The 26,570-nt window shown below is 69.9% G+C and carries 19 protein-coding genes and 1 tRNA gene; 9 read left to right on the forward strand and 11 right to left on the reverse strand.

The features are described from left to right. Positions 1-10 precede the first annotated feature (10 nt). The 5 genes from OG867_RS24905 to OG867_RS24925 all read left to right on the forward strand — a co-directional run bounded on the left by OG867_RS24905 (position 11) and on the right by OG867_RS24925 (position 7,314). Positions 11-349, forward strand: coding sequence for a chorismate mutase (locus tag OG867_RS24905; RefSeq protein ID WP_328899695.1), 339 nt, complete (start codon positions 11-13; stop codon positions 347-349). 96 nt (positions 350-445) lie between these two features. After that, positions 446-2,947, forward strand: a complete 2,502-nt coding sequence (gene pepN, locus OG867_RS24910) for an aminopeptidase N (protein WP_406288616.1) — start codon at positions 446-448, stop codon at positions 2,945-2,947. Between the two features lie 250 nt (positions 2,948-3,197). Further along, complete coding sequence (locus OG867_RS24915; protein ID WP_406288619.1) at positions 3,198-4,601, forward strand: pyridoxal phosphate-dependent decarboxylase family protein; 1,404 nt, start codon at positions 3,198-3,200, stop codon at positions 4,599-4,601. After that, on the forward strand, positions 4,598-6,004 hold the full coding sequence (locus OG867_RS24920; RefSeq protein ID WP_328899692.1) for a SidA/IucD/PvdA family monooxygenase: 1,407 nt from the start codon (positions 4,598-4,600) through the stop codon (positions 6,002-6,004). The genes OG867_RS24915 and OG867_RS24920 overlap by 4 nt, the downstream gene beginning before the upstream one ends. A gap of 221 nt (positions 6,005-6,225) precedes the next feature. Beyond that, on the forward strand, positions 6,226-7,314 hold the full coding sequence (locus tag OG867_RS24925; protein WP_328899691.1) for a peptidoglycan-binding protein: 1,089 nt from the start codon (positions 6,226-6,228) through the stop codon (positions 7,312-7,314). 77 nt (positions 7,315-7,391) lie between these two features. Here OG867_RS24925 and OG867_RS24930 read toward each other — a convergent pair whose 3' ends face one another. Next, the gene (locus OG867_RS24930; protein ID WP_406288622.1) at positions 7,392-9,203 is read right to left on the reverse strand and encodes a bifunctional metallophosphatase/5'-nucleotidase; all 1,812 of its coding nucleotides are present in this window, start codon (positions 9,201-9,203) and stop codon (positions 7,392-7,394) included. A 194-nt stretch (positions 9,204-9,397) separates the two neighbouring features. Between OG867_RS24930 and OG867_RS24935 the strand changes: the two genes are divergently transcribed. Then, positions 9,398-10,099, forward strand: coding sequence for an SIMPL domain-containing protein (locus OG867_RS24935; RefSeq protein WP_328899689.1), 702 nt, complete (start codon positions 9,398-9,400; stop codon positions 10,097-10,099). A gap of 146 nt (positions 10,100-10,245) precedes the next feature. After that, on the forward strand, positions 10,246-11,679 hold the full coding sequence (pyk, locus tag OG867_RS24940; RefSeq protein WP_406288625.1) for a pyruvate kinase: 1,434 nt from the start codon (positions 10,246-10,248) through the stop codon (positions 11,677-11,679). A gap of 9 nt (positions 11,680-11,688) precedes the next feature. Here the strand turns inward: pyk and OG867_RS24945 are convergent, their stop codons facing one another. Beyond that, positions 11,689-12,459 carry a transcriptional regulator gene (locus tag OG867_RS24945; RefSeq protein WP_406288627.1) on the reverse strand — a complete coding sequence of 257 codons (771 nt, stop codon included), beginning with the start codon at positions 12,457-12,459 and terminating at the stop codon, positions 11,689-11,691. An 81-nt stretch (positions 12,460-12,540) separates the two neighbouring features. After that, positions 12,541-12,623, reverse strand: a tRNA-Leu gene (locus OG867_RS24950). Positions 12,624-12,720: 97 nt separating this feature from the next. On the opposite strand from OG867_RS24950, the gene OG867_RS24955 reads away from it, so the two are divergent. Beyond that, complete coding sequence (locus OG867_RS24955) at positions 12,721-13,371, forward strand: ANTAR domain-containing response regulator (RefSeq protein ID WP_406288629.1); 651 nt, start codon at positions 12,721-12,723, stop codon at positions 13,369-13,371. A gap of 65 nt (positions 13,372-13,436) precedes the next feature. On the opposite strand, the gene OG867_RS24960 is transcribed toward OG867_RS24955, so the two are convergent. The 7 genes from OG867_RS24960 to OG867_RS24990 form a co-directional block, all read right to left on the reverse strand. Next, the gene (locus OG867_RS24960; RefSeq protein ID WP_406288631.1) at positions 13,437-14,153 is read right to left on the reverse strand and encodes an ABC transporter ATP-binding protein; all 717 of its coding nucleotides are present in this window, start codon (positions 14,151-14,153) and stop codon (positions 13,437-13,439) included. Then, positions 14,150-15,028 (reverse strand): ABC transporter ATP-binding protein, encoded by an 879-nt coding sequence (locus tag OG867_RS24965; protein ID WP_328899685.1) that lies wholly within the window; start codon positions 15,026-15,028, stop codon positions 14,150-14,152. Before OG867_RS24965 ends, OG867_RS24960 begins: the two co-directional genes overlap by 4 nt. A 4-nt stretch (positions 15,029-15,032) precedes the next feature. After that, positions 15,033-16,811 (reverse strand): branched-chain amino acid ABC transporter permease, encoded by a 1,779-nt coding sequence (locus OG867_RS24970; RefSeq protein ID WP_328899684.1) that lies wholly within the window; start codon positions 16,809-16,811, stop codon positions 15,033-15,035. 5 nt (positions 16,812-16,816) lie between these two features. Then, a complete protein-coding gene (locus OG867_RS24975; RefSeq protein WP_406288636.1) occupies positions 16,817-17,746 on the reverse strand; it encodes a branched-chain amino acid ABC transporter permease in 930 nt (309 codons plus the stop codon). A 99-nt stretch (positions 17,747-17,845) separates the two neighbouring features. Then, complete coding sequence (locus tag OG867_RS24980) at positions 17,846-19,063, reverse strand: branched-chain amino acid ABC transporter substrate-binding protein (protein WP_406291167.1); 1,218 nt, start codon at positions 19,061-19,063, stop codon at positions 17,846-17,848. A 648-nt stretch (positions 19,064-19,711) separates the two neighbouring features. Continuing rightward, on the reverse strand, positions 19,712-20,182 hold the full coding sequence (locus tag OG867_RS24985) for a PaaI family thioesterase (protein ID WP_406288639.1): 471 nt from the start codon (positions 20,180-20,182) through the stop codon (positions 19,712-19,714). A gap of 66 nt (positions 20,183-20,248) precedes the next feature. Further along, on the reverse strand, positions 20,249-22,534 hold the full coding sequence (locus OG867_RS24990; RefSeq protein ID WP_406288641.1) for an FdhF/YdeP family oxidoreductase: 2,286 nt from the start codon (positions 22,532-22,534) through the stop codon (positions 20,249-20,251). Positions 22,535-22,704: 170 nt separating this feature from the next. Here OG867_RS24990 and polA point away from each other — a divergent pair, with 170 nt between their 5' ends. Continuing rightward, complete coding sequence (gene polA / locus OG867_RS24995) at positions 22,705-25,416, forward strand: DNA polymerase I (RefSeq protein ID WP_406288644.1); 2,712 nt, start codon at positions 22,705-22,707, stop codon at positions 25,414-25,416. A gap of 150 nt (positions 25,417-25,566) precedes the next feature. Here polA and OG867_RS25000 read toward each other — a convergent pair whose 3' ends face one another. After that, a complete protein-coding gene (locus OG867_RS25000) occupies positions 25,567-26,439 on the reverse strand; it encodes a DUF4184 family protein (RefSeq protein WP_406288646.1) in 873 nt (290 codons plus the stop codon). Positions 26,440-26,570: the final 131 nt, after the last annotated feature.

Genomic DNA, 26,570 nt, shown 5'->3' on the forward strand with positions numbered 1-26,570 from the left:
CTCGCTGCCCATGACCACGAACGACATCGACGCCTCCGTACGCGTCGAACTCGACCGGCTGCGCCAGAGCATCGACAACATCGACGCCGCCGTCGTCCACATGCTGGCCGAACGCTTCAAGTGCACCCAGCAGGTCGGCCACCTCAAGGCCGCCCACCAGCTCCCCCCGGCCGACCCGGCCCGCGAGGCCCGCCAGATCACCCGTCTCCGCGAGCTCGCGGAGAGCGCCCACCTCGACCCGGCCTTCGCCGAGAAGCTGCTCAACTTCATCGTCGCGGAGGTCATCCGCCACCACGAACGCATCGCGGACGAGTCCGCGAACGGCACGGAGGCGGCCGGGGAGCGATAGAGGGGTTTTCCGCCCCGGCCCCGGCCGCCTCCGCGGCCGTCCGCCCCCAGCGGAACCCGCCTGCGCGCCGCCGCGGCGATACGGCAGCATGTCCCCATGTCCGTACTGACGCGCGATGAAGCGCAGGCCCGAGCCCAGATCCTCGACGTACAGCGATACACGATCGAACTCGATCTCACCGCGGGGGAGGAGACCTTCGACTCCCGTGCCGTGATCGAGTTCACCGCCCGCGCGGCCGGTGACACCTTCATCGAGCTCAAGCCCGCCACCCTGCGCTCGATCACCCTCGACGGGCAGCCGCTGGACCCCGCGGACCTCACCGGGAACCGGTACCCCCTCACCGCCCTCACGGCCGGACCGCACGAGATCCGCGTCGACGCCGCCATGCGCTACTCCCGCACCGGCGAGGGCATGCACCGCTTCACCGACCCCAGCGACAACGAGACATACGTCTACACCCAGCTCTTCATGGAGGACGTCCAGCGGGTCTTCGCCGCATTCGACCAGCCCGACCTCAAATCGGTCTTCGCCCTCACCGTCACCGCCCCCGAAGGCTGGACCGTCCTCGGCAACGGCGTCACCGAGCACACCGGCGACGGCCGCTGGACCATCGCCCCCACCCCGCCGCTCTCCACGTACCTCGTCGCCGTCGCCGCCGGCCCCTGGCACTCCGTGACCACCGAGCACGCCGGACTGCCCTTCGGCATCCACTGCCGCCGCTCCCTCGCCCCCCACCTCGACGCCGACGCCGACGAGATCCTCGACATCACCCGGGCCTGCTTCGACCGGTTCCAGGAGAAGTTCACCGAGCCGTACCCCTTCGACTCCTACGACCAGGCGTTCGTCCCCGAGTTCAACGCCGGCGCCATGGAGAACCCCGGACTCGTCACCTTCCGCGACGAGTTCGTCTACCGCTCGGCCGTCACCGACACCGAACGCCAGACCCGCGGCATGGTCATCGCCCACGAGATGGCCCACATGTGGTTCGGCGACCTCGTCACCCTCGCCTGGTGGGACGACATCTGGCTCAACGAGTCCTTCGCCGAGTACATGGGCTACCAGACCCTCGCCGAAGCAACCAGGTTCACCGACACCTGGGTCGACTTCGGCGTAGCCCGCAAGGGCTGGGGATACGACGCCGACCAGCGCCCCTCCACCCACCCCGTCGCCCCCGACCCGGCCGACGTCCCCGACACCGCCTCCGCACTCCTCAACTTCGACGGCATCTCCTACGCCAAGGGCGCCTCCGCCCTGCGCCAGCTCGTCGCCTGGCTCGGCGAGAAGGACTTCCTCGCGGGCATCAACACCCACTTCGCCCGCCACAAGTTCGGCAACGCCACCCTCGCCGACTTCATCGACAACCTCGCCTCGGCCACCGACCGGGACGTCCACGCCTGGGCCGAACAGTGGCTCCGCACCACCGGCGTCGACACCCTCGCCGCGCACACCACCGAGACCGACACCACCTGGTCGCTCACCGTCGACCACCGGGGCACCCGCCCCCACCGCATCAGCGTCGGCGTGTACGACCACAGCCTCGACACCCAGCACGGGCCCACCCCCCTCGTCCTGCGCGAACGCTTCGACGCCGGCATCCCCGAGGAAGCCCCCGTCACCCGCCCCGGCCGCCGCCCCGCCCTCGTCGTCCCCAACGACGAAGACCTCACCTACGCCAAGATCCGGTTCGACCCGCACTCCTGGAACACCGTCCTGGACAGCCTCTCCGGCATCCCCGACGCCCTCACCCGCGCCGTCGTCTGGAACGCCGCCCGCGACATGGTCCGCGACGCCGAACTCGCCCCCACCACCTACCTCGAAGCCGCCCGCGCCCACCTCCCGTACGAGACCGACCTCGCCCTCCTCCAGGGCGTCCTCGCCTTCGCGGACACCCAGGTCGCCGGCCGCTACACCGCCCCCGAGGACCGGCCCGCCGCCCTCGCCACGATCGCCTCCCTCTGCCGCGACCTCATCCGCCGCACCGAGGACGGCACCCACCCCGGACTGCGCCTCACCGCCGTCCGCCACCTCATCGACGCCGCCACCCAACCCGACACCATCCAGGGCTGGCTCGCCGACGACACCGTCCCCGGCGGACCCGAACTCGACCCCGAACTGCGCTGGCGCATCCTCACCCGCCTCGCCGTCCTCGGCGCCACCGACGAGACCGCCATCGACGCGGCCCTGGAGGACGACCCCAGCGCCACCGGCCAGGAAGGCGCCGCCCGCTGCCGCGCCGCCCTGCCCACCCCCGAGGCCAAGGCCACCGCCTGGGACGCGATGTTCCACGACGACAGCCTCTCCAACTACCTCTTCACGGCCACCGCCCAGGGCTTCTGGCAGCCCGAACAGACCGACCTCGTACGCGCATACGTGCCCCGCTACTACCCCGAGGCCGCCCAGCTCGCCGCCCGCCGCGGCCCCGCCATCGCCGAAGCCGCCGGACACCACGCCTTCCCCGCCCACGCCGTCGACGCCGACAGCCTCCGCACCGGCGAAGAGGCCCTGAACGACCCCGCCCTCACCCCGGCCCTCCGCCGCAAGCTCACCGACCAGATCGACGACCTGCGCCGCGCCCTGAACGTACGCAACGCCAACTGACCCCACCCGCACCACCCGTGCCCGGCCCGCCCCTCACCACGAGGAGCGCGCCGGGCACACGCGTACCACCGCACGCCCTCAGGGCAGGCCCTACCACCCCGACCCCCGACACCACACCCCCACCCGCACCCCGCCACCCTTTCGAGTTCAGATCACCCGGTCCCCGGCCGCGCCACCCGAAACCCGGACAAGCTGGCACGCACACCCATGCCCGCAGCCCGTCCCCGCGCGCCCGAAGGACCCCCGCCCCATGCCCGTACCACCCCTCGCCGGGTCCACCACCGGACCCGACGCCCTGCGCCCCCTCCTCGACACCGTCCTCACCGCCCTCGCCGAAGGCGCCCGACGCCGCGCCGGCCCCCTCCCCGCAGGCGGACCCGACACCGTCACCCCCCGCACCCGCACCGTCCTCACCCCCCTCATCCCGGACCAGGGCACCGGCGCCCACCACGCCCTCGCCACCCTCGTCCAAGCCCTCACCGAAGGCGCCGCCGACCCCGCCGACCCCCTCTGCGCCGCCCACCTCCACACCCCGCCCCTCGCCCTCGCGGCCGCCGCCGACCTCGCCGCCTCCGCCCTCAACCCCTCCATGGACTCCTGGGACCAGGCCCCCGCCGCCTCCACCCTCGAAGCCGACACCACCGCCGCACTCGCCGCCGAGGTCTACCCCGGCCACCCCGCACCCGACGCCCTCATCACCACCGGCGGCACCGAGGCCAACCAACTCGGCCTCCTCCTCGCCCGCGAACGCCACGGCCCCGTCCAGACCATCACCGGCACCAACGCCCACCACAGCTTCACCCGCGCCGCCTGGCTCCTCGGCCTCCCCGAACCCCTCACCGTGCCCGCCCCGAACGGCACCATCGACATCCCCGCGCTCCACGAGCTCCTCGCCCGCAACCAAGGACAGGGCCCCCTCCTCGTCACCGCCACCGCCGGCACCACCGACACCGGCCAGATCGACCCCCTCGCCGAGATCGCCGACCTCTGCGCCCGCCACGGCGCCGAACTCCACATCGACGCCGCCTACGGCGGACCCCTCCTCCTCAGCCCCGCCCACCGCCCCCTCCTCGACGGCCTCGACCGCGCCGACAGCGTCACCCTCGACCTCCACAAACTCGGCTGGCAGCCCGCCTCCGCCGGCATCCTCGCCGTCCCCGACCGCCACCACCTCCACGCCCTCCACCACCAAGCCCCCTACCTCAACGCCGACGACGACACCGAAGCCGGCCTCCCCGACCTCCTCGGCCGCTCCCTGCGCACCACCCGCCGCCCCGACGTCCTCAAGATCGCCGTCACCCTCCGCGCCCTCGGCCGCACCGGACTCGCCGACCTCATCGACCGCACCTGCGCCGCCGCGCACACCCTCGCCGACCTCATCACCGCCACCCCCGGCCTCGAACTCCACGACCGCCCCACCATCAGCACCGTCCTCTTCCGCCCCACCGACGCCGACGACCACACCGTCGCCACCATCCGCCGCACCCTCCTCACCCGCGGCCACGCCGTACTCGGCCGCACCCACACCCACGGCCGCCTCTGGCTCAAGGCCACCCTCCTCAACCCCCACACCACCCCCGACGACCTCCACCGCCTCCTCGCCCTCGTCACCCACCTCACCGCCGAACTCAAGGAAGGCAGCACCCTCCGATGACCGCCGCCCCGGCCACCCCCGACCCCCTCCGCACCCACGACCTCGTCGGCATCGGCATCGGCCCCTTCAACCTCTCCCTCGCCGCCCTCGCCCACGGCCTCCCCACCCCCCTCACCACCGCCTTCTACGAACAGCGCCCCGCCTTCCACTGGCACCCCGGACTCCTCATCGAAGGCGCCACCCTCCAAGTCCCCTTCCTCGCCGACCTCGTCACCCTCGCCGACCCCACCAGCCCCTGGACCTTCCTCAACTACCAACGCACCCAGGACCGCCTCTACCCCTTCTACTTCGCCGAGCGCTTCCACATCCACCGCGCCGAATACGACGCCTACTGCCGCTGGGTCAGCACCCAGCTCCCCGGCCTCCACTTCGGCCACCAGGCCGACGCCATCCGCTGGGACCCCCAGACCGCCCGCTTCGACGTCGACCACACCCAGCTCGACGCCCACGGCGAAGCCGAATCACTCGGCCGCACCCACACCCGCCACATCGCCCTCGGCATCGGCACCGAACCCCACATCCCCGAACCTCTCAAACCCCTCACCGACACCGGCACCGCCCCCGTCATCCACTCCGCCGACTACCTCCAGCACCGCGACCGCCTCCTCCAGGCCCGCCACATCACGGTCATCGGCTCAGGACAGTCCGGCGCCGAGATCTTCCTCGACCTCCTCCGCGCCCGCCCCACCGGCAACGAAGGGCTCCACTGGCTCGCCCGCACCCCCGCCTTCGCGCCCATGGAGTACTCCAAACTCGGCCTCGAACACTTCACCCCCGACTACACCCGCTACTTCCACGCCCTCCCCGAAACCGTCCGCGACACCCTCGTCCCCCAGCAGTGGCAACTCCACAAGGGCATCGACCACGACACCATCGCCGCCCTCCACGACGAGCTCTACCGCCGCACCCTCCACGGCGGCTGGCCCGACGCCACCCTCACCCCCGGCGTCACCGTCCGCACCGCCGGACGCGTCGCCAACACCCGCGTCGAACTCCACCTCGAACACACCCAACAGGGCACCCGCACCCGCCTCACCACCGACGCCGTCGTCCTCGCCACCGGCTACCGCGAACGCCCCCTCGACACCCTCCTCCACCACCTCGCCCCCCACCTCCGCCGCGACGCCGCCGGCCGCCCCCGCGTCGACGCCCACCACCGCCTCGACCTCGGCCCCGCGGTCACCGGCCACATCTACGTACAGAACGCCGAACGCCACACCCACGGCGTCGGCGCCCCCGACCTCGGCCTCGCCGCCTGGCGCAGTGCCACCATCCTCAACGACCTCACCGGCACCACCCCGTATCCCCTCCCGAAGCGCACCGCCTTCACCACCTTCGGCCTCACCCAGCCCGCCATCCCCACCCAGCAACCCACCCTCGTCCCCCTCGCCCACAACAACTGACCCACCCGGCCCCCGAGACAAGCCGCCCACCAATCGCCGACATTGTTGAGGTCACGTCACTACCGGGTGCGGCTTTCGCACAACACTGGTCCGACGCCCCCCCACTTGCCATCGTGGTGCCCCGTCAGCCACCTCAGGCGGCACACCAAGAACGACAGCACCCCCCCACCAGTGGGCGCCGTCGGACCGTGTGCCGCGCCTGGACTCACATCGGGGGACCCATGTCCATCACACGCCGCACACAGATCGCCCTCGCCGGCCTCGTCGCCGCGGGAATCGCCGCCGCCGTCGTCGTCGTACCGTCGCTCACCGACGACACCACCGACCAGAAGACCGTCGCCGCCACCAGAGACACCGACTACGGCCCCGAACCCGAGGCCGACAGCGACCTCGTCACCCAGGCCGACCAGATAGCCTCCATGGCCACCGGCACCATGTCGCCCGACACCATGATCAACCGGGCCCGCACCTGGCTCACCGCCAACGGCGGCCACCAGGTCCCCTACAGCATGCAGCGCGTCTGGAAGGACGGCTACCGCCAGGACTGCTCCGGCTTCGTCTCCATGGCACTCGCACTCGGCAAGCCCGGCCTCAACACCGTCGGCCTCGCCAGCTCCGCCAGCGGCGTCACCAAGCACCTCAGCAGCACCAGCCAGCTCAAAAAGGGCGACCTCCTCATCGACGCCAGCACCAGCGACGGCGACTTCCGCCACGTCGTCATCTTCGAGAAGTGGGCCAACTCCTCCCACAGCTCCTACTGGGCCTACGAACAGCGCGGCTCCCACGGCACCACCCACCGCACCCTGAGCTACGGCATCGGCAAGGACAACTACGACCCCTACCGCCCCCTCAAGCTCAGCGGAAGCAGCAGCGGCGGAGGCAGCAGCACGCCCTCCACCCCCAGCGCCGCCTGGCCCGTCCTCAAGAGCGGCTCCAAGGGCACCGACGTCCGCTCCGCCCAGCAACTCCTCATCGCGCGCGGCTACTCCATCGCCGCCGACAGCAGCTTCGGCCCCGCGACACGCGCCGCCGTCATCCGCTTCCAGAAGGCCCACGGCCTCGCCGCCGACGGCGTCATCGGCCCCAACACCTGGTCCAAGCTCATCGTCGTCGTCAAGTACGGCACCAAGGGCAACGCCGTCAAGGCAGCCCAGAACCAGCTCAAGGTCTACGGCTACTCCCTCGCCGTCGACGGCAGCTTCGGCGCCAAGACCAAGGCCGCGACCCTCGCCTTCCAGAAGAAGTACCACCTCACCGCCGACGGCGTCATCGGCCCCAACACCTGGCGCACCCTCCTCGGCACCCGCTGACACACGCCACAGCGGCCCCCTTTCCCCCCGCACCCGCGGAAGGAAAGGGGGCCGCCGTCACACCCGTACAGGCGCCCCTAGAACACCGGCACCCCGTCCCGCGTCAGTTTCCAGTCCACCGAAGCGAACTCCGCACCGTCCACCGAACCCTTCGCCTGCACCCAGCCGATGATCGTGTTCCGGATCTCCTCCGAATTCGCCCACAGCTGCTTCGCCGCCGGAACATGCGGGAAATTGCCGCCCCCGCTCGCCCGGTAGTTGTTCACCGCCAGCACGAACTGCGCCTTCGGGTCGAGCGGCTTCCCCTCGAACGACAGATTCACGATCCGCGAACCCACCGGCTTCGCGATGTCGATGTCATACGTCAGACCCGACACCGCGTCGTAGTTGTAGTCCGGAGTGCTGTCCGCATTCGTCAGCTTCTCCGGATCCACCGGAGCACCCGCCGCCGTCTGCACGTAGTACCTCGCCGAGAACTCCAGGTAGTCCAGGATCTGCGCACCCGTCACCAGACGCGCCTCCAGCGTGTTCTCGAACGGATACAGACCCGCCGCGTCCTTGATCGTCACGTTCCCGGCCGGAATCCGCGCCGTACGCGAGAAGCACGACGCCTGCGACAGCACCGGCAGCTCCGCGTACTCACCACCCGCCAGCGCCGCCTTCACCGTCTCCGCCTGGACGACGTTGATCAGATCGATGATCGGCTCGTCCTTCCACGCCGCCTCCGCCGTGGTCATCTCCGACGCCGCCGTACCGATCACCTGGTTGACGTACGCCACGACCTTCCGGTGCTCGTCCGCCAGCAGCTTCGTGATCTTCCGGTCCTCCGCCGCCGTGTTCGAGTTCAACACCCGCGAACCGGCCTTCTCGACCACCCAGCGGCCCTTCTCCCACACCACCTCGAAGTCGAACAGCGTCAGCCGCTGCCCCCACTTCAACGGCTCCGAGAGCACGACCTTCTTCCCGGTCTCCTTGTTCTCCACGAAGTACTCGGGAATCTCCAGGTGCGCGTGACCCACCAGGATCGCGTCGATCCCCGGCACCTGCTCCGCCACCAGACCCGCCGCGTTCTCCACGTACGGAATCTGGTCCCCGTACGACGACGTCCCGCTGTTCCCCGAGTGCGCCGACACGATCACCACGTCCGCGCCCATCGAACGCAGCCGCGGCACATACTTCGCCGCCTGCTCCTCAAGACCCGGGAACACGATCTTCCCGCTCACGTTCGCCTTGTCCCAGATCGCGATCCCCGGGTTCGTCAGCCCCAGGACCGCCACCTTCACATCCCGGCCGTGCTGCGTCCGCAGCTTCTTGATGACGTACGGCGCGAACGCCGGCCGCAGCGTCTTCGCGTCCAGCGCGTTCGCCCCGAGCAGCGGGAAATCACACTGCTCCTCGAACTTCCGCAGCACCGGAATCCCGTAGTTGAACTCATGGTTCCCCAGCGCCGCCGCGTCGTACCCGATCGCGTTCATCGCCTGCGCCATCGGGTGCACCGGACCACGCTTCGCCGTGATCGGGTCGATCTTCGCGTAGTAGTACGAGAGCTGCGTCCCCTGGATCGTGTCACCCGCGTCGATCATCAGGGTGTTGTGACGGCCCTTCTCGCGCCGCACCTGCTCCACCAGCGTCGAGATCTTCGCCAGACCGACGTCGTTGTGGTCCTTGTCGTCGAACTCGGCATCCGTGAAGTAGTCCCAGTTGAAGACGTTCCCGTGCAGGTCCGTCGTCCCCATCACGGTGAACGAGTACCGCTTCTGCGGACGCCCGTGACCATGACCGTGCCCACGCCCGTGCGCCTGGGCGGGCGACGCGGCGCCGCCCACCACCACCGCACCCGCGCCGGCCGCGGCCGATGTCCCCAGGAACGTCCTTCGGTTCAGCGGCATCTCGTCTCCCACATTTCGGTTCACCTGGTGCGAAGTTCTGTCGTACGCCGTCCAGCGACGCGCGTAGATAATCACCCGGGCGCCACCTCCGGCAACACCCCCGGCAGGTTTCCGTTCCATGACCACACATCGACAGGACGGCGTCCGGCCGTACACACCCCCCCACTGTCACGCCCGGATGCCACAGTGGACCCATGACCGAGCCCGCGCAGCCCTTTGGCACCCCGGACCAGCCCCGCGTCGCCGTCCGAGGCGAAGCCCGCCTCCAAGTCGACCCCGAGATCGCCCGCCTCTCCCTCACCGTCACCGCCCGCGGCAAGGACCGCCGCGCCGCACTCGAAGACCTCACCCGCCGCAACACCACCGTCCTCGAACTCGCCCGCACCTACGGCGACGCCATCGAAAAGCTCGAAACCGGCTCCCTCTTCGTCAGCCCCGAACTCACCCAGCGCGGCCGCGACGAGAAGATCCGCGCCTACCACGGACGCGTCTACATCAACACCACCCTCAACGACTTCACCGTCCTCGGTGAATTCATCACCCGCGTCGGCGACCTGGAGATGACCCAGGTCAGCGGACCCTGGTGGGCCCTGCGCCCCGACTCGCCCGCCCACGGCGACGCCCGCCGCCAGGCCGTCCGCGAAGCCGTCCAGCGCGCCCGCGAATACGCCGGAGCGCTCGGCGCGGAACTCGCCGCGCTGGTCGAACTCGCCGACATAGGCGCGGAGAACGCCGCCCCGCCCGTCGCGTACGCCAGGGCCGGCGGCTACGGCGCCCCGCCCCAGGCACCCGGCGCGGCCGCCGGAGCCCCGCCCGCCATCGACCTCGAACCGCAGCGCCAGACCGTGTACGCGCAGGTGAACGCCCGCTTCACCATGACCCCGCCGAAACTCTGAATCACCGCCCACGGGGACGGCGGCGCGTGCTCATCAGAGCGCGCCGCCGCACAATTCAACACTTGTCAATAACCCTTCACGCAAAGGTGGTTGGACAGTCATGCGGAGCCAATTACCTACCCATAGGTAAGGTCTAGGCTCGCACCATGCGCCGAGCCAAAATCGTTTGCACCCTGGGACCCGCAACCGACTCATACGACCAGATCAAGGCCCTGGTAGAGGCGGGAATGGACATCGCCCGCCTCAACCTCAGCCACGGCAGCTACGCCGAACACGAAGAGCGCTATCAACGCGTGCGCAAAGCGTCCGACGAGGCGCACCGCAGCGTCGGCGTCCTCGCCGACCTTCAAGGCCCGAAGATCCGCCTCGGACGCTTCCGCGAAGGACCCGTACTCCTTGAACGCGGCGACGACTTCACCATCACCGTCGAGCCGATGGAGGGCGACCGCAACGGCTGCGGCACGACGTACGACGGCCTCGCCGCGGACGTCACCCCCGGTGAGCGCATCCTGATCGACGACGGCCGCGTCACCCTGGAGGTCATCGAGGTCGACGGCCCCCGCGTCCGCACCACCGTGGTCGAGGGCGGCATGGTCTCCGACCACAAGGGCCTCAACCTCCCCGGTGTCGCCGTCTCCGTCCCCGCGCTCTCCGAGAAGGACATCGAGGACCTGCGCTGGGCCATCCGCACGGGCGCCGACATCATCGCCCTCTCCTTCGTCCGCAGCGGCCGCGACATCGAGGACGTCCACCGCGTCATGGACGAGGAGGGCCGCCGCCTCCCCGTCATCGCCAAGGTCGAGAAGCCGCAGGCCGTCGAGAACATCGAGGACATCGTCGCCGCCTTCGACGGCATCATGGTCGCCCGCGGCGACCTGGGCGTCGAAATGCCGCTGGAGCAGGTGCCGATCGTCCAGAAGCGCGCGATCAAGCTCGCCAAGCGCAACGCGAAGCCGGTCATCGTGGCGACGCAGATGCTCGACTCGATGATCGACAACTCCCGGCCCACCCGCGCCGAGGCGTCCGACGTCGCGAACGCGATCATCGACGGCACGGACGCGGTGATGCTCTCCGGCGAGACGAGCGTCGGCAAGTACGCGATCGAGACGGTCCGCACGATGGCCCGCATCGTGGAGGCGGCCGAGGAGGACATCCTCGCGAAGGGGCTCCCGCCGCTGACGGACCGGAACAAGCCCCGCACCCAGGGCGGCGCGGTGGCCCGCGCGGCGGCGGAGATGGGCGACTTCCTCGGCGCGAAGTTCCTGGTGGCCTTCACGCAGAGCGGCGACACGGTGAAGCGGTTGTCGCGTTACCGCTCGCCGATCCCCCTTCTGGCCTTCACCCCGGACCCGGCGACGCGTTCGCAGCTCAACCTGACCTGGGGCGTCGAAACGTTCCTGGGCCCGCACGTGGACTCGACGGACGCGATGGTCGCCCAGGTGGACGAGGAACTCCTGAAGATCGGCCGCTGCCGGAAGGGCGACGTCGTGGTCATCACGGCGGGCTCCCCGCCGGGTGTCGCGGGCTCCACGAATCTGGTGCGCGTGCACCACATCGGCGAGGACGACAGCCCGAAGTAGCGGGGCGGCTCAGTATTTCGGCCCGACGTGAGCGTCCATGAGAGCGACGGACGCCCGTCGGGCGACGGAGATGTTCTTGCCGTTGGTGTCCTTCCACTCGACGCCGACCCGGTCGAGCGTGTCGGTGTAGAGCCTCAGGATGTCGGCCGACAGATTGGTGAAGAAGTAGCGCGGGTACTCGTAGCGCCGTCGCTCGCCACGGACGAGGCGGGTCGCCCAGTTGGTGATGCGGCAGCCGTCGGAGTGGATCAAACCACTGATGAACTCCCAGGGATGGGCGTCCACGATTTCTTGTTGCCACTCGGCCAGAGCGATGTGGCGGTCGTGCTTCTTGCCGGGGCCGTGCTGGGGGAACAGGCAGGTCCAGTGCTTGCTGAGGCACGTCACGTACTGGCAGCCCTGCCGCTGTACCCGGAACACCTTGTTGGCTGGTCGAATGATTTGCATGGCTTCGGCGCACGCGTCCATGATCCCGGGCCATGCGTCGGCGCAGGCGATGCGGAGTGCGTAGACACCTCGCCTGCCCTGGCTGATGCAGCCGTCTCCGAGGTAGAGCCCGAGCAGATATGCGTAGGCGAGGCGATCAAATTCCCCGCCTGTGCACTGTGGGCAGTCGGCGGGCCGTTGGGAGGGGATTCCGCGCCGTCTGCGATCTGCGTACAGCCACGAGCCGATCGTTCCGGCGGGAACGTTCAGTTCTCGTGCGACGTCCGCATTGCGGGCTCCGCCGCGGAGAAGGGTGAGGGCCCTCTGTCGTAATTCCGTTTCGTACACGTTCACGTGAATAGGATGAACGCCCCGAACCTGCCCCACGCAGCAAAAAGCGGATGTTCACGAGAACGTGAACATCCGCTTTGTATGTGCCCGGTGTGGGATTCGAACCCACATGCCCGAAGGCACGGTGGTTTGAGCACCGCGAGTATGACCAGTTCCTCCAACCGGGCAAGGTGGGAGCTGTGCAGCAGTGTACCGGGTCCCGTTGCTGCGGCGAAGCTAGGTAGGCTCAGAGGCAGCAGTCCTGTCCTGGAACAAGGAGCCCCCGTGACCACCCCCGAGTCGCCCCAGCCCGTCGCCGATGACGACAAGTCGCACGTTCCGCCGCTGACGACCCGTGTCGTCATCGCCGAGGACGAAGCGCTCATCCGCCTCGACCTCAAGGAGATGCTCGAAGAGGAGGGGTACTCCGTCGTCGGGGAGGCCGGGGACGGGCAGCAGGCCGTCGAGCTGGCGCGGGAGCACAAGCCGGATCTGGTCATCCTCGACGTGAAGATGCCGGTCCTCGACGGGATCTCCGCCGCCGAGAAGATCGCCGAGGAGTCCATCGCCCCGGTCCTCATGCTCACCGCGTTCTCGCAGCGCGACCTCGTGGAGCGGGCCCGGGACGCCGGGGCGATGGCGTACCTCGTGAAGCCGTTCAGCAAGAGCGACGTCGTCCCGGCGATCGAGATGGCCGTGTCCCGGTTCTCCGAGCTGAAGGCCCTGGAGGACGAGGTCGCCGACCTCGCCCAGCGGCTGGAGACGCGGAAGCTGGTGGACCGGGCGAAGAGCATCCTCCAGACGGACTACGGGCTCTCCGAGCCGGAGGCGTTCCGGTGGATCCAGAAGACGTCCATGGACCGCCGACTGTCGATGCAGCAGCTCGCCGAGGCCCTGATCGAGGACGCCGAGGAGAAGAAGAAGGCCGCCGAGTAGGCCCCGTACAGCACAGGAAAGGCCCGCGCCACGGAGGCGCGGGCCTTTCTCGTACGCGTGAGCGCTCAGTCCTCGCCCAGGTACGCCTTGCGGACGGACTCGTCGTGGAGGAGGTCCCGGCCGGTCCCCGAGAGGACGATCTTGCCGATCTCCATGACATGACCCTGGTCGGCCAGGGACAGCGCGGCCTGGGCGTTCTGCTCGACCAGGAGGATCGTCGTGCCGGAGGCACGGAGTTCCACGATGGTCTCCATGATCTTCTGCATCATGATCGGCGAGAGCCCCATGGAGGGCTCGTCCAGCATGAGCAGCTTGGGCTGGGACATCATCGCCCTGCCCATGGCGAGCATCTGCTGCTCGCCGCCGGAGAGCGTTCCGGCGGCCTGCTTCCGGCGTTCCCCGAGAATGGGGAAGAGCTCGTAGGCGCGCTGGACGTCCTTCTCGATGCCCGCCTTGTCGTTGCGGAGGTACGCGCCGAGCAGCAGGTTCTCCGTGATCGTCAGCCGGGGGAAGATGTGCCGGCCCTCGGGGGAGTGGGCGAGGCCCAGGGAGACGATCTTGTGTGCGGGGATGTTGGTGAGCGGTTCGCCTTCGAAGAGGATGCGTCCGGCGAGGGGTTTGAGCAGCCCGGAGAGGGTGCGCAGGGTGGTGGTCTTGCCGGCGCCGTTGGTGCCGATGAGGGTGACCACCTGGCCGGCCTCGACGGTGAACGAGATGCCCTTGACGGCTTCGATCTTGCCGTAGGCGACGCGGAGGTCCTCGACCTCCAGCAGTGCGGTCATCGGTTGTCCTCCTCTTCCGTGCTCGTGGTGGTGGCGCTCGCTTCCGCCTTCTCGACCTCGGCGACCTCGTCGGCGCCGGGGGCGCCTTCGAAGGGGGTGCCGAGGTAGGCGGCGATGACGCGCTCGTCGCTCTGGACCTCGGAGGCGGTGCCCTCGACCAGTTTCTCGCCCTGGACGAGGCAGGCGACGCGGTCGCAGAGGTTGAAGATGAAGCGCATGTCGTGCTCGATGACGAGCACGGCGATGCCCTGGTCCCGGATCGCGAAGATGAGCTCTTCGGTGACGCGGGTCTCCTGCGGGTTCATGCCGGCGGTGGGCTCGTCCAGGAGGAGGAGTCCGGGGTCGCTGGCGAGCGCGCGGGCGATTTCCAGCTTGCGCTGGTCTCCGTAGGGGAGGTTGCGCGCGAGGTGGTCGGCCTTGTCCTGGAGGCCGATGAACTCCAGGAGTTCCATGGCGCGTTCGCGGCTGGAGTTCTCCGCGGCCCGGTAGCCGGGGAGGTGGAGCAGCGCCGACCAGAGCCCTTCCTTGGTCCTGGTGTGGCGTCCGACGAGGACGTTCTCCAGGACGGTCATGTTGGCGAAGAGCCGGATGTTCTGGAAGGTGCGGGCGATGCCGGCCTTGGTGACGAGGTGGGGCTTGGGTGGCAGGACGGTGCCCTTGTAGCTGACCTTGCCCTCGGTGGGGACGTACAGGCCGGTGAGGCAGTTGAAGAAGGTGGTCTTGCCGGCGCCGTTGGGGCCGATGAGGCCGACGATCTCGCCGCTGTTGACCTGGAGGTCGACGTCGCGGACGGCGGTGAGGCCGCCGAAGCGCATGGTGACCCCGCTGGCGTCCAGGACGGTCGTCCCGGTGGCGGTCTCTGTGGTGGTGGTCATGGTGTTACGCCCCCGCCTTGGCGATGCCGGCGTCCGTCTCGTCGGACTTCCGGGGTGTGGGCACGTCGAGCTGGTCGTTCTCGTGGAATTCGAGCTGCTTCCTGCGGTCGGCGACCAGGCCCTCGGGCCGGAAGCGCATCAGGAGGACGAGCGCGATGCCGAAGAGGAACAGCTGGTAGTCCTGCATGAACTGGAGCTTCGCCGGGATGAGGTAGAGCAGTGCGGCGCCGACGAAGGGTCCGCTGAGGGTTCCCATGCCGCCGAGGATGACGGCGGCGAGGAGGAACGCGGAGTTCGGCGGCACGGAGCCGGCGAACTGGTACTGCTCGGGCGTCACGGTGTAGTTGACGTGTGCCTGTACGGTGCCGGCGAGGCCGGCCAGTGTGGCGCCGAGGGCGAAGGCGAGCAGCTTGAGCCGGAAGGCGTTGATGCCCATGGCGGTGGCCGCGGTCTCGTCCTCGCGGATGGCGACCCAGGCGCGGCCGATGCGGGATTCCCCGGAGCGGCGGAAGACGAGCACGACGACGGCGGTGACGACGAGCATCAGCAGGTAGTAGTTGGCCGGCCTGCTGAGGGTGAAGGGTCCTACGTCGTGGCTGAGGGCGAAGTCGATCCCGAACAGGTTGAGGTCGGGGATGCTGGGGATGCCCTGGGAGCCGTTGGTGAGGTCGGGGCCGCTGTTGCCGTTGAGGTTGTTGACGGTGACGCGGAAGATCTCACCGAAGCCGAGGGTGACGATGGCGAGGTAGTCGCCGCGCAGCCGGAGGGTGGGGGCGCCGATGAGGACGCCGAAGATCATCGAGACGACCGCTCCGGTGAGGACGGCGGCCCAGAAGGGGAATTTGACGCCGATCGCGGAGAGGGGTGCGCCGGAGACCAGGGCGGCGGTGTAGGCGCCGACGCCGAGGAAGGCGACGTAGCCGAGGTCGAGGAGGCCGGCGAGGCCGACGACGACGTTGAGGCCCAGGGCGACGGTCGCGAAGATGAGGATGTTGACGCCGATGAGGGCGTATTCCGCGGTGTCCTGGGTGAAGGGGAAGCAGAGTGCGGCGACGAGGGCGGCCGCGAGGGTGACGTTGCGGTGCTTCGAGGTCAGCGCGGTGAGCCGGGCGATGAGTCCGGCGCGGGTGAGGGCGGTGAAGGCGAAGCCCGCGGTGATGAGGAAGCCGATGAACTGTTCGGAGTCCTCGGTGGGGATGTCGATCCCGTAGGTGAAGACGTAGAGCGCGAGGCCGAAGGCGACCGCGATGATGATGATCTCGGCCCAGGCCGGGAGGGCCTTGGCGCGGGGGGCCGACGGGGCGGCGAGGCTGTTGCGGAAGCGCTGCCAGGCGTTCGGCGCGGGGCCGTCGGCGGAGGGCGGGACGTCGTAGGGGAGGGCGAGGGAGGCGATGACGGCGATGAGTGCGCCGATGCCGCTGACCCAGGCTCCCGGTTCGAGGTTGACGACGCCGCCGAGCTCGTAGGAGATCGCGCCCATGGTGTAGCCGGTGGTGCCGAGGGTGGCGAGGGCCAGGAGGCGGACCGGGCTGTTGGTGCCGGCGGGGGTGAGCCAGCGCAGTCCGGGGATGCCGTAGCCGGTGAGGGCGAAGAGCAGGGTGAGGATCGCGCCGGTGAGGGTGAGGACCTGGAGGCCGCCGGGGTAGCCGGTGACGGTGAGGTCGCCGGGGAATTCGGAGGTCCAGGTCCAGGGGAGGAGGGTGCCGGTGAGGGCGGCCGCGGCGCCGGCGAGGGTGGCGATGCGGGCGGCGGGGGCGGGGAGGGGGAGCAGTGCGGTGGTCATCCGTATCACGCCCTGTCCGCGACGCGTTCGCCGAGCAGGCCCTGGGGCCGCAGCAGCAGGACGACGATGAGGAGGACGAAGGCCCACACGTCCTTCCAGGCGCCGCCGCCGAAGAGGTCCATCCCGGGGACGTCGCTCATGTAGCCGGTGGCGAGGGATTCGGCGACGCCGAGGACGACGCCGCCGAGCATGGCGCCGTAGATGTTGCCGATGCCGCCGAGGACGGCGGCGGTGAATGCCTTGAGGCCCATGAGGAAGCCCATTTTGAAGCCGATCTGGCCGTTCTTGAGCCCGTAGGCGACGGCGGCGACGGCGGCGAACGCGGCACCGATGGCGAAGGCCATGACGATGATGCGGTCGGTGTTGATGCCCATGAGCTTGGCGGTGTCGGGGTCCTGCGAGGTGGCCTGCATGCCGCGGCCGGAGCGGGTCTTGGAGACGAAGAGCCCGAGGGCGATCATGCAGACGGGGGCGGCGATGAGGACGAAGAGGTCACCGCGCTGGACGTGGGCGCCGAAGATGTTGAAGGCGTCGCCCTTGAACTGCGGGAAGGGGCGGTCCTTGGTGGCGTCGGGGTACCACTTCCAGATGGCCTGCTGGAGTGCGAGGGAGAGCCCGATCGCGGTGATCAGCGGGGCGAGCCGGGGGGCGTTGCGCAGGGGCCGGTACGCGAAGCGTTCGGCGGCGACGCTGATGGCGACGGAGCAGATGACGCCGCCGATGATCATGACGGGGACGATAGCGAGGAGGTTGGCGCCGGCCGGCATCCAGAGGTACACGGTGAGAGCTCCGAAGCCTCCGATCATGAAGATCTCGCCGTGGGCGAAGTTGATGAGCTGGATGATTCCGTAGACCATCGTGTAGCCGATCGCGATGAGTCCGTACATCGCGCCGAGGATGAGTCCATTGGCCAGCTGTTGCGGCAGTTCGTGCACCGCAGGGCCTCCGTGGAGTGGTTCGGATATGGCACCGCGCGGGAGTGCTCGTAGCGCTCCCGCGCGGTCTGGGGTCGGTCGGGGCGTGCCCGGGAGCGGTTACGGCTTGTATGCCTCGCTGAGCTTGGAGGCCCACTTGCCACCGTCGACCTGGTAGGCGGTCATCATGGTGTTGGTGGTGTCGCCGAACTCGTCGAAGGAGACCGGGCCGGTGACGCCGTCGAACTTGACCTTGCTCATGGCGGCGAGCACCTTGGCGCGGGCGTCGTCGGGGAGCTTGCCGTCGTTCTCGGAGACGGCGAGCTTGACGGCCTCGATGATGGCCCAGGTGGCGTCGTAGGTGCCGCCCCCGTAAGCCTCGTAGGCGTCCTTGTAGCCGGCGGTCTTGTAGTCCGCGATGAACTTCTTGGCGGAGTCGAGCTCCTCGACGGGCTTGCCGACGGAGGTCGCGATGTCGCCCTGGGCCTTCTTGTTGAGCTTGATGAAGTCGGCGCTGTACATGCCGTCGCCGCCCATGAGCGGGATCTTGACGCTGTCCTTGAGCTGCTGGCTCAGGGGCGCGCCTGCGGGGTACTCACCGCCGTAGTAGACGGCCTTGGCGCCGGACTTCTTGACCTTGGTGACGACGGCGTTGAAGTCGCGGTCCTCGGGGTTGACGTGGTCGGAGCCCACGATCTTGCCGCCGAGGCCGGTGAAGGTCGCCTTGAAGGAGGCGGCGAGACCGGCGCCGTAGGGCTTCTGGTCGTCGATGAGGTAGACCTGCTTGATCTTCGCGTCGTTGTACAGGTACTTCGCGGCGAAGGCGCCCTGGATCTGGTCCGTGGTGGCGGTGCGGAAGTAGGTCGCGAAGGGGCGCTTCTTGTCGCCGGTCTTCCAGTTGTCGCCCTGGGTCAGCTCGGTGCCGGTGTTGGCGGGGGAGACCTGGGTGAGGCCGGCGTCGTTGAGGGGCTTCTGCATCGACTGGGCGACGCCGGAGTTCAGCGGGCCGACGACTCCGACGACCTTCTTGTTGTCGATGAACTTCGTGGCGTTCTGCTGGCCGACGGAGGGCTGGGCCTGGTCGTCGAGCGGCTGCACCTCGAAGGTGATGCCGGGGACCGTCTTGTCCTTGTTCGCCGTCTTGGCGGCGAGGTCGGCGGAGTTCTTGATGCCGAGGCCGAGCGCGGAGAGGTCACCGGTGAGCGGCGCGTCGACGCCGATGACGACGGTCGTGTTGCCGCTGCCGCTGTTGCCGTCGCTCTTGTTGTCGTCGTCGCGCGACCCGCAGGCGGTGAGCGTCAGTGCACCGGTGGTGAGCACTGTGGTGAGGATGAGCAAAGAACGGTGTCGCACGAAAGGTCCTTTCCCTGGCGCGGCCTCCTCGCTTGAGGTGCCGTGTCGTTCGCCGGGCCGTACTGGGTTGGTACAGGGCCGTGCTTGCAGACGCGCCCGGCGGCGCGGTGACTGGCCGTGACTCTAAGGGCAGTGGTGGGGGTCGGGAGGGGTGCCGGCCAAGGATGTGACTGTCTTGTTATGCCCTTGAGCAAGGCTTGAGGTGGCTGGGTGGACATGTACGGTTTTTTACCGGACCGTGAAGTGACCGCAATGTGAGAACGCGCAGCTCTGCTAAGGGGCTTGAGGTGATCTTGCTGCTGTCGCCCGGCGGGGGCCCGGTGCGGGGGCGTGGGGGCATGCCGGAGGGCCCGGTGGTGTCGGGGCCGGGCTGATCGCGTCGTGACGAAGTGCGTCACCTCGGGCGTTGATTACGCTGCGTTACGGTGGCGGGGGTGCGGCGACGCGGTGTGGTGGCGGGGGCGGGTGAGGTGTGGGCAGCTGAGTGGGCCATGGAACGGGGCGTCGGGTCAAGGGGGTTGACGCCGTGCGCCGCTCAATTTCCTTGATCATGGCGGTGGTTGTGCCCGGATATGCCGCTGCCCGGCCGTTTTGGGTCACGGCCGGGCAGGGGTGGTGGAGCGTGGTGCGGGGTCAGGCGGCTTCGGGTGCGGGTGCCTCGCGCAGCAGGCAGGTGAGGCGCGCGGTGCAGACCCGCTTGTCCTGCTCGTCGGTGATGGCGATCTCGTACGTGGCGGTGGTGCGTCCCCGGTGCACGGGGGTGGCGGTGCCGGTGACGAGGCCGCTTCGTACCCCTCGGTGATGGGTGCAGTTCAGGTCGACGCCCACGGCGAACTTGGACGGGCCGCCGTGCAGCATCGACCCGACGGAGCCCAGGGTCTCGGCGAGGACGGCGGAGGCGCCGCCGTGCAGGAGTCCGTACGGCTGGGTGTTGCCCTCGACCGGCATGGTGCCGACGACGCGCTCGGCGGAGGCTTCGAGGATGCGGACGCCCATGCGTTCGCCGAGGTGGCCGGCGGAGAAGAGGGCGGGCAGGTCGACGCCGAGCGCGGCGTACTCGTCGATGATCTCCTGGGGGAACGTGGGTGCGGTGTGCTCGCCCATGGGTCCGCCTTTCGTCTCGGTGCGGTGCTCGTACGCGTCGTTCTTATCAGACGCCTGAGCGAGCGCTTAGGGCGTGTCGTTGTGCGCGGGCTCGAAGCGCACCACGACGGACTTGGAGGCGGGGGTGTTGCTGGTGTCGGCGGTGGAGTCGAGGGGGACCAGCACATTGGTCTCCGGGTAGTACGCGGCGGCGCAGCCCCGGGCGGTGGGGTAGTGGACGACGCGGAAGCCGGGGGCGCGGCGCTCCACACCGTCCTTCCACTCGCTGACGAGGTCGGTGTAGGACCCGTCGGCCAGTCCGAGGGCTTCCGCGTCCTGCGGGTGTACGAGGACGACGCGGCGGCCGCCCTTGATGCCCCGGTAGCGGTCGTCCAGGCCGTAGATCGTGGTGTTGTACTGGTCGTGGGAGCGCAGGGTCTGGAGCAGCAGCCGGCCCTCGGGCAGCTCGGGGAACTCGACGGGCGCGGCGGTGAAGTTGGCCTTCCCGGTGGCGGTGGGGAAGCGGCGGGAGTCGCGGGGGCCGTGCGGGAGGGTGAAGCCGCCGGGGTGGGCGATGCGCGCGTTGAAGTTCTCGAAGCCGGGTACGACCCGGGAGATGCGGTCCCGGATCGTCGCGTAGTCCTTCTCGAACTCGTCCCAGGGCGTGGTGGATTCGGGCCCGAGCACGGCGCGGGCGAGGCGGGCGACGATGGCGGGTTCGGAGAGCAGGTGCGGGCTCGCGGGGGTGAGGTTGCCGCGCGAGGCGTGGACCTTGCTCATGGAGTCCTCGACGGTGACGAACTGCTTGCCGCCCGCCTGGACGTCCTTGTCGGTACGGCCGAGGGTGGGCAGGATCAGCGCGCGGGCGCCGGTGACGGCGTGGGAGCGGTTGAGCTTGGTGGAGACGTGGACGGTGAGGCGCGCGTTGCGCATGGCGGCCTCGGTGACGTCGGTGTCGGGGGTGGCGGCGACGAAGTTCCCGCCCATCGCGAAGAAGACCTTGGCCTCGCCGTCGCGCAGGGCGCGGATCGCGCGGACCACGTCGTAGCCGTGGTGGCGCGGTGAGGTGATCCCGAACTCCTTGTCCAGGGCGTCGAGGAAGGCGGGCGCGGGCCGTTCGAAGATGCCCATGGTGCGGTCGCCCTGGACGTTGGAGTGGCCGCGCACGGGGCAGACGCCGGCGCCGGGGCGGCCGATGTTGCCGCGCAGCAGGAGGAAGTTGACGACCTCGCGGATGGTCGGCACGGAGTGCTTGTGCTGGGTGAGGCCCATGGCCCAGCAGACGACGGTGCGCTCCGACTCCAGGACCATCGCGAGGGCCTGCTCGACGGCGGCGCGGTCGAGTCCGGTCGCGGTGAGCGTCGCGTCCCAGTCGGCCCCGGCCGCGGCGGCGGCGAACTCCTCGTAGCCATGGGTGTGTTCGGCGACGAACGTCCGGTCGACGGCGCCCTCGGTCTCCAGGATCAGCTTGTTCAGGAGGCGGAAGAGGGCCTGGTCGCCGCCGATCCGGATCTGGAGGAACAGGTCGTTCAGCGGGGTGCCCTTGAGCATGCCCTGCGGGGTCTGCGGGTTCTTGAAGCGTTCGAGGCCGGCCTCGGGCAGCGGGTTCACCGAGATGATCTTCGCGCCGGCCGCCTTGGCCTGCTCCAGGGCGGAGAGCATCCGGGGGTGGTTGGTGCCGGGGTTCTGCCCGGCGATGATGATCAGGTCGGCGTGGTGCAGGTCCTCCAGGGACACCGAGCCCTTGCCGACGCCGATCGTCTCGGTGAGCGCGGAGCCCGAGGACTCGTGGCACATGTTGGAGCAGTCCGGCAGGTTGTTGGTGCCGAACTCGCGGGCGAAGAGCTGGAGGAGGAACGCGGCCTCGTTGCTGGTGCGCCCGGAGGTGTAGAAGACGGCCTCGTCGGGGGAGGCGAGGGCGCCCAGTTCCTCGGCCATGATGTCGAAGGCCCGCTCCCAGGTGACCGCCTCGTAGCGGTCGGCGCCCTCGGGCAGGTAGACGGGCTGGGTGATGCGGCCCTGCTGACCGAGCCAGTAGCCGCTGCGCCCGGCGAGGTCGGAGACGGGGTGCTCGGCGAAGAAGTCCGGGGTGACGCGGCGGAGCGTGGCCTCCTCGGCGACGGCCTTGACGCCGTTCTCGCAGAACTCGGCGGTGTGCCGCTTGTCGCCCTCGGGCCAGGCGCAGCCGGGGCAGTCGAAGCCGTCCTTCTGGTTGACCTTGAGGAGGGTCTGCGCGGTGCGGCGCAGACCCATCTGCTGCTGGGCGACGCGCAGGCTCTGGGCGACGGCGGGCAGCCCGGCGGCTGAGTGCTGGGCCGGTCCGACCCGGGGGGCGTCCTGGACGGGGTCTCCTGCGGGCGGCTTGCTGGCCATGGTGCTCCCCTTCGAGCCGGCTGCGGGCCCCCGGGAGGTGTCTCGCGGGTCCGCCGTGGGTGTTTCCTTCTCCCTACCGATCCTGGCACGGGGGCCGGGCCGGGTGCCCGGTGAGGCGTCGCGGGCGGCGGCCGGTCCGGAATGTCAGTGGTCCGTGGCAGGATCGGGGTGTGGCTGAGACGGCATCGAAGAAGACGGCAGACAACCGACCGCGCCTGCTCCTCATGGACGGGCACTCCTTGGCGTACCGGGCGTTCTTTGCGCTGCCCGCGGAGAATTTCACGACGGCGGCGGGCCAGCCGACGAACGCGGTGTACGGCTTCATGTCGATGCTCGCGAACACGTTGCGTGACGAGGCGCCGACGCACTTCGCCGTGGCGTTCGACGTGTCCCGCAAGACGTGGCGGGCGCAGGAGTTCCCCGAGTACAAGGCGAACCGGTCGAAGACCCCCGACGAGTTCAAGGGCCAGGTCGAGCTGATCGGCGAGCTGCTGGACGCGATGCACGCGGACCGGTTCGCGGTGGACGGTTTCGAGGCGGACGACGTCATCGCGACGCTGGCGACGCAGGCCGAGGCGGCCGGCTTCGAGGTCCTGATCGTCACGGGCGACCGCGATTCGTTCCAGCTGATCACGGACAACGTGACCGTGCTCTACCCCACCAAGGGCGTCTCCGAGCTGACCCGGTTCACCCCGGAGAAGGTCGTGGAGAAGTACGGCCTCACCCCGCGGCAGTATCCGGACTTCGCGGCGCTGCGCGGTGACCCGTCGGACAACCTTCCGAGCATCCCCAAGGTCGGTGAGAAGACCGCCGCGAAGTGGATCAACCAGTTCGGCTCGTTCGACGAGCTGATCGCGCGGGCCGACGAGGTCAAGGGCGTCGCCGGGCAGAATCTCCGCGACCACCTGGACGCGGTGAAGCTGAACCGCGTGCTGACCGAGATGGTCCGGGACGTGGAGCTGCCGAAGACCCCGGAGGGGCTGGAGCGCGCCCCGTACGACCGCACGGCGGTCACCGGCATCCTCGACCTGCTGGAGATCCGCAACCCGAGCCTGCGCGAGCGGCTGCTCGCGGTGGACCCGGGCGCGGCGGAGGCCGAGCCGCCCGCGCCCGCCGCCGGGATCGAGCTGGACGGGGCCGTGCTCTCCACCGGCGAGGTGGCCCCCTGGCTGGCGGAGCACGGGGCGCAGCCGCTGGGCGTCATGACGGTCGACACCTGGTCGCTCGGGGTGGGCACGGTCACCGAGATCGCGCTCGCCGCAGCCGACGGCTCCGCCGCCTGGCTGGACCCGGCGCAGCTGGACGCGGCCGACGAGCAGGCGTTCGCCGCCTGGGTCGCGGACCCGGCCCGGCCCAAGGTCATGCACAACGCGAAGAGCGCGATGCGGGTCTTCCCGGAGCACGGCTGGCACCTCGACGGCGTCACGATGGACACCGCGCTCGCCGCGTATCTGGTGAAGCCGGGCCGCCGCTCCTTCGCGCTGGACGCGCTGGCCGTGGAGTACCTCGGCCGCGAGCTGGCGCCGGCCGCCGCGGCCGACGGTCAGCTGGCGTTCGGCGCCGACGACCGGGCGGAGGCCGACGCCCTGATGGCGCAGGCCCGTGCGGTCCTGGATCTCGGTGACGCGTTCACGGAGCGGCTGAAGGAGGCCGGCGCGGCCGAGCTGCTGCACGACATGGAGCTCCCGACGTCGATCCTGCTCGCCCGCCTGGAGCGGCACGGCATCGCGGCGGACCGGGCCCATCTGGAGGGCATGGAGCAGCAGTTCGCCGGGGCCGTCCAGCAGGCGGTGAAGGAGGCGCACGCGTCGGTGGGCCGGGAGTTCAACCTCGGTTCGCCGAAGCAGCTCCAGGAGGTCCTGTTCGGTGAGCTGGGCCTGCCGAAGACCAAGAAGACCAAGACCGGTTACACGACGGACGCGGACGCGCTGGCCTGGCTGGCCGGCCAGACGGAGCACGAGCTGCCCGTCCTCATGCTGCGCCACCGCGAGCAGGCGAAGCTCCGGGTCACGGTCGAGGGCCTGGTGAAGACGATCGCGGCGGACGGCCGCATCCACACCACGTTCAACCAGACGGTGGCCGCGACCGGCCGCCTCTCCTCCACCGACCCGAATCTGCAGAACATCCCCGTCCGCACGGACGAGGGCCGGGCGATCCGCCGCGGCTTCGTCGTCGGCGAGGGCTTCGAGACGCTGATGACGGCCGACTACAGCCAGATCGAACTGCGCGTGATGGCCCACCTCTCCGAGGACGCGGGCCTGATCGAGGCGTTCACCTCCGGCGAGGACCTGCACACCACGGTCGCCTCGCAGGTCTTCGGCGTGGAGAAGTCCGCGGTCGACCCGGAGATGCGGCGCAAGATCAAGGCCATGAGCTACGGCCTCGCGTACGGGCTGTCCGCCTTCGGCCTCTCCCAGCAGCTGAACATCGAGGCGGGCGAGGCCCGGGTCCTGATGGACACCTACTTCGAGCGGTTCGGCGGGGTCCGGGACTATCTGCGCCGTGTGGTGGAGGAGGCCAGGGCCACCGGGTACACGGAGACCGTCTTCGGCCGCCGCCGCTACCTCCCCGACCTGAACAGCGACAACCGCCAGCGCCGCGAGACCGCCGAGCGGATGGCGCTCAACGCCCCGATCCAGGGCACCGCCGCCGACATCGTCAAGGTCGCCATGCTCCAGGTCGACCGGGCGCTGAGCGGGGCGGAGCTGAAGTCCCGGATGCTGCTCCAGGTGCACGACGAAATCGTGCTGGAGATCGCCGCGGGCGAGCGGGAGCAGGTGGAGCGCATCCTGCGCCACGAGATGTCCACGGCGGTGCGGTTGCGCGCCCCGCTGGACGTGTCGGTCGGCGTCGGCGGTGACTGGGAGTCAGCGGCCCACTGACCGCTTCCGGCCGGGGCCCGCGGGGGCCCCGGCCGACTCCGCCTCCCGCCGCGCCGGGGCTAGGGCCTTTCGTTTGGATCAGGCCGGGCTCGCGGGGCCTGGCGCGCGCATCTGCCGCGTTGTCGTCAATCACCAACGCTCCGCGTTGCTTCAATCCTCCGCCTTGCAGCTGCACGTGCCAGGCCCCGCTCCCTGATCCGGCCTGATCCAAACGAAAGGCCCTGGCCGCACCGCCGCCGCGTACAGCAGGAGCCCGGCCGCGAGGCCCGCGCCCGCGCCGAAGCAGGCGGTCGGGATGATGTCCAGCGGCGTGTCGATGTGCCCGTAGTACGCGTACCAGCGGGCGCACCGATGGGCGGTGCCCAGCACGGCGCACAGCCCGATCGTGGCGAACGCCCAGCCCCGGACCCGCGCGGTCAGGACCGGCACCGAGGCGGGCACCGGCCGGTCCCCGGTCCGCCGCAGCCCCGACACCGTGAACCAGGCGAGCAGCAGCAGGGCCGGGGCGGACGTGCCGTACTGGACGAGCGTGAAGACCGGATACCCGGCCACGCTGCCGTCGAGCCCGGGGACCAGCCGTACACCCCACCGGTCGTGATGGGTGAAGGCGTCCCACACGACATGGGTGGCGGACCCGATCACCGCCGACACCACGAACCACGCGGCGTCCCGTGCCCCAAGTCCCCACCGCCCGGGGCCCGTCGGCGCCCCGCCGCCCCGCAGCCAGGTGTGCACACGCCCCCGCCACCGCTCCGGCAGCAGCGCCACCAGCGGGTCGCGCAGCAGCAGCCACAGGCCGAGCGCCAGCGCGGTGATCAGGACGTCCACGGTGGCGACGCCCCACACCGCGTGGGTGACCTCGCCGAACTCCATCGCGCCCGGAACCACCGAGTCCGCGAAGTACGTCAGGTCGGGGGCGAACGACCCGGCGACCAGGGCCGAAGCGAGCAGCGGACCACGGCCCGTGCCGTCGCGCCGAATCCCGGGGAGCACGGCGGCGGCATGGCTGAGCGTGAAGGGCATGCGGGCAGTATGCGTGACCCGGCGGGGCAGGTCCGGGGTGGCTCGGCGGGCAGGAAGATCCGTCACGGGGATGTCCCCACGTGGACAACTTGTGTTCAGGAAGGTGAGAAAGCGGTAAGAACCGGCCCGCC

The organism is Streptomyces sp. NBC_00209 (genome assembly GCF_045206345.1).
GTDB lineage: Bacteria > Actinomycetota > Actinomycetes > Streptomycetales > Streptomycetaceae > Streptomyces.

Bases quoted from the DNA above. Each gene is read 5' to 3' on its own strand.
- OG867_RS24905 (WP_328899695.1), top strand. From the start codon at position 11: ATGACCACGAACGACATCGACGCCTCCGTACGCGTCGAACTCGACCGG.
- pepN (WP_406288616.1), top strand. From the start codon at position 446: ATGTCCGTACTGACGCGCGATGAAGCGCAGGCCCGAGCCCAGATCCTC.
- OG867_RS24915 (WP_406288619.1), top strand. From the start codon at position 3,198: ATGCCCGTACCACCCCTCGCCGGGTCCACCACCGGACCCGACGCCCTG.
- OG867_RS24920 (WP_328899692.1), top strand. From the start codon at position 4,598: ATGACCGCCGCCCCGGCCACCCCCGACCCCCTCCGCACCCACGACCTC.
- OG867_RS24925 (WP_328899691.1), top strand. From the start codon at position 6,226: ATGTCCATCACACGCCGCACACAGATCGCCCTCGCCGGCCTCGTCGCC.
- OG867_RS24930 (WP_406288622.1), bottom strand. From the start codon at position 9,203: ATGCCGCTGAACCGAAGGACGTTCCTGGGGACATCGGCCGCGGCCGGC.
- OG867_RS24935 (WP_328899689.1), top strand. From the start codon at position 9,398: ATGACCGAGCCCGCGCAGCCCTTTGGCACCCCGGACCAGCCCCGCGTC.
- pyk (WP_406288625.1), top strand. From the start codon at position 10,246: ATGCGCCGAGCCAAAATCGTTTGCACCCTGGGACCCGCAACCGACTCA.
- OG867_RS24960 (WP_406288631.1), bottom strand. From the start codon at position 14,153: ATGACCGCACTGCTGGAGGTCGAGGACCTCCGCGTCGCCTACGGCAAG.
- OG867_RS24965 (WP_328899685.1), bottom strand. From the start codon at position 15,028: ATGACCACCACCACAGAGACCGCCACCGGGACGACCGTCCTGGACGCC.
- OG867_RS24970 (WP_328899684.1), bottom strand. From the start codon at position 16,811: ATGACCACCGCACTGCTCCCCCTCCCCGCCCCCGCCGCCCGCATCGCC.
- OG867_RS24985 (WP_406288639.1), bottom strand. From the start codon at position 20,182: ATGGGCGAGCACACCGCACCCACGTTCCCCCAGGAGATCATCGACGAG.
- OG867_RS24990 (WP_406288641.1), bottom strand. From the start codon at position 22,534: ATGGCCAGCAAGCCGCCCGCAGGAGACCCCGTCCAGGACGCCCCCCGG.
- OG867_RS25000 (WP_406288646.1), bottom strand. From the start codon at position 26,439: ATGCCCTTCACGCTCAGCCATGCCGCCGCCGTGCTCCCCGGGATTCGG.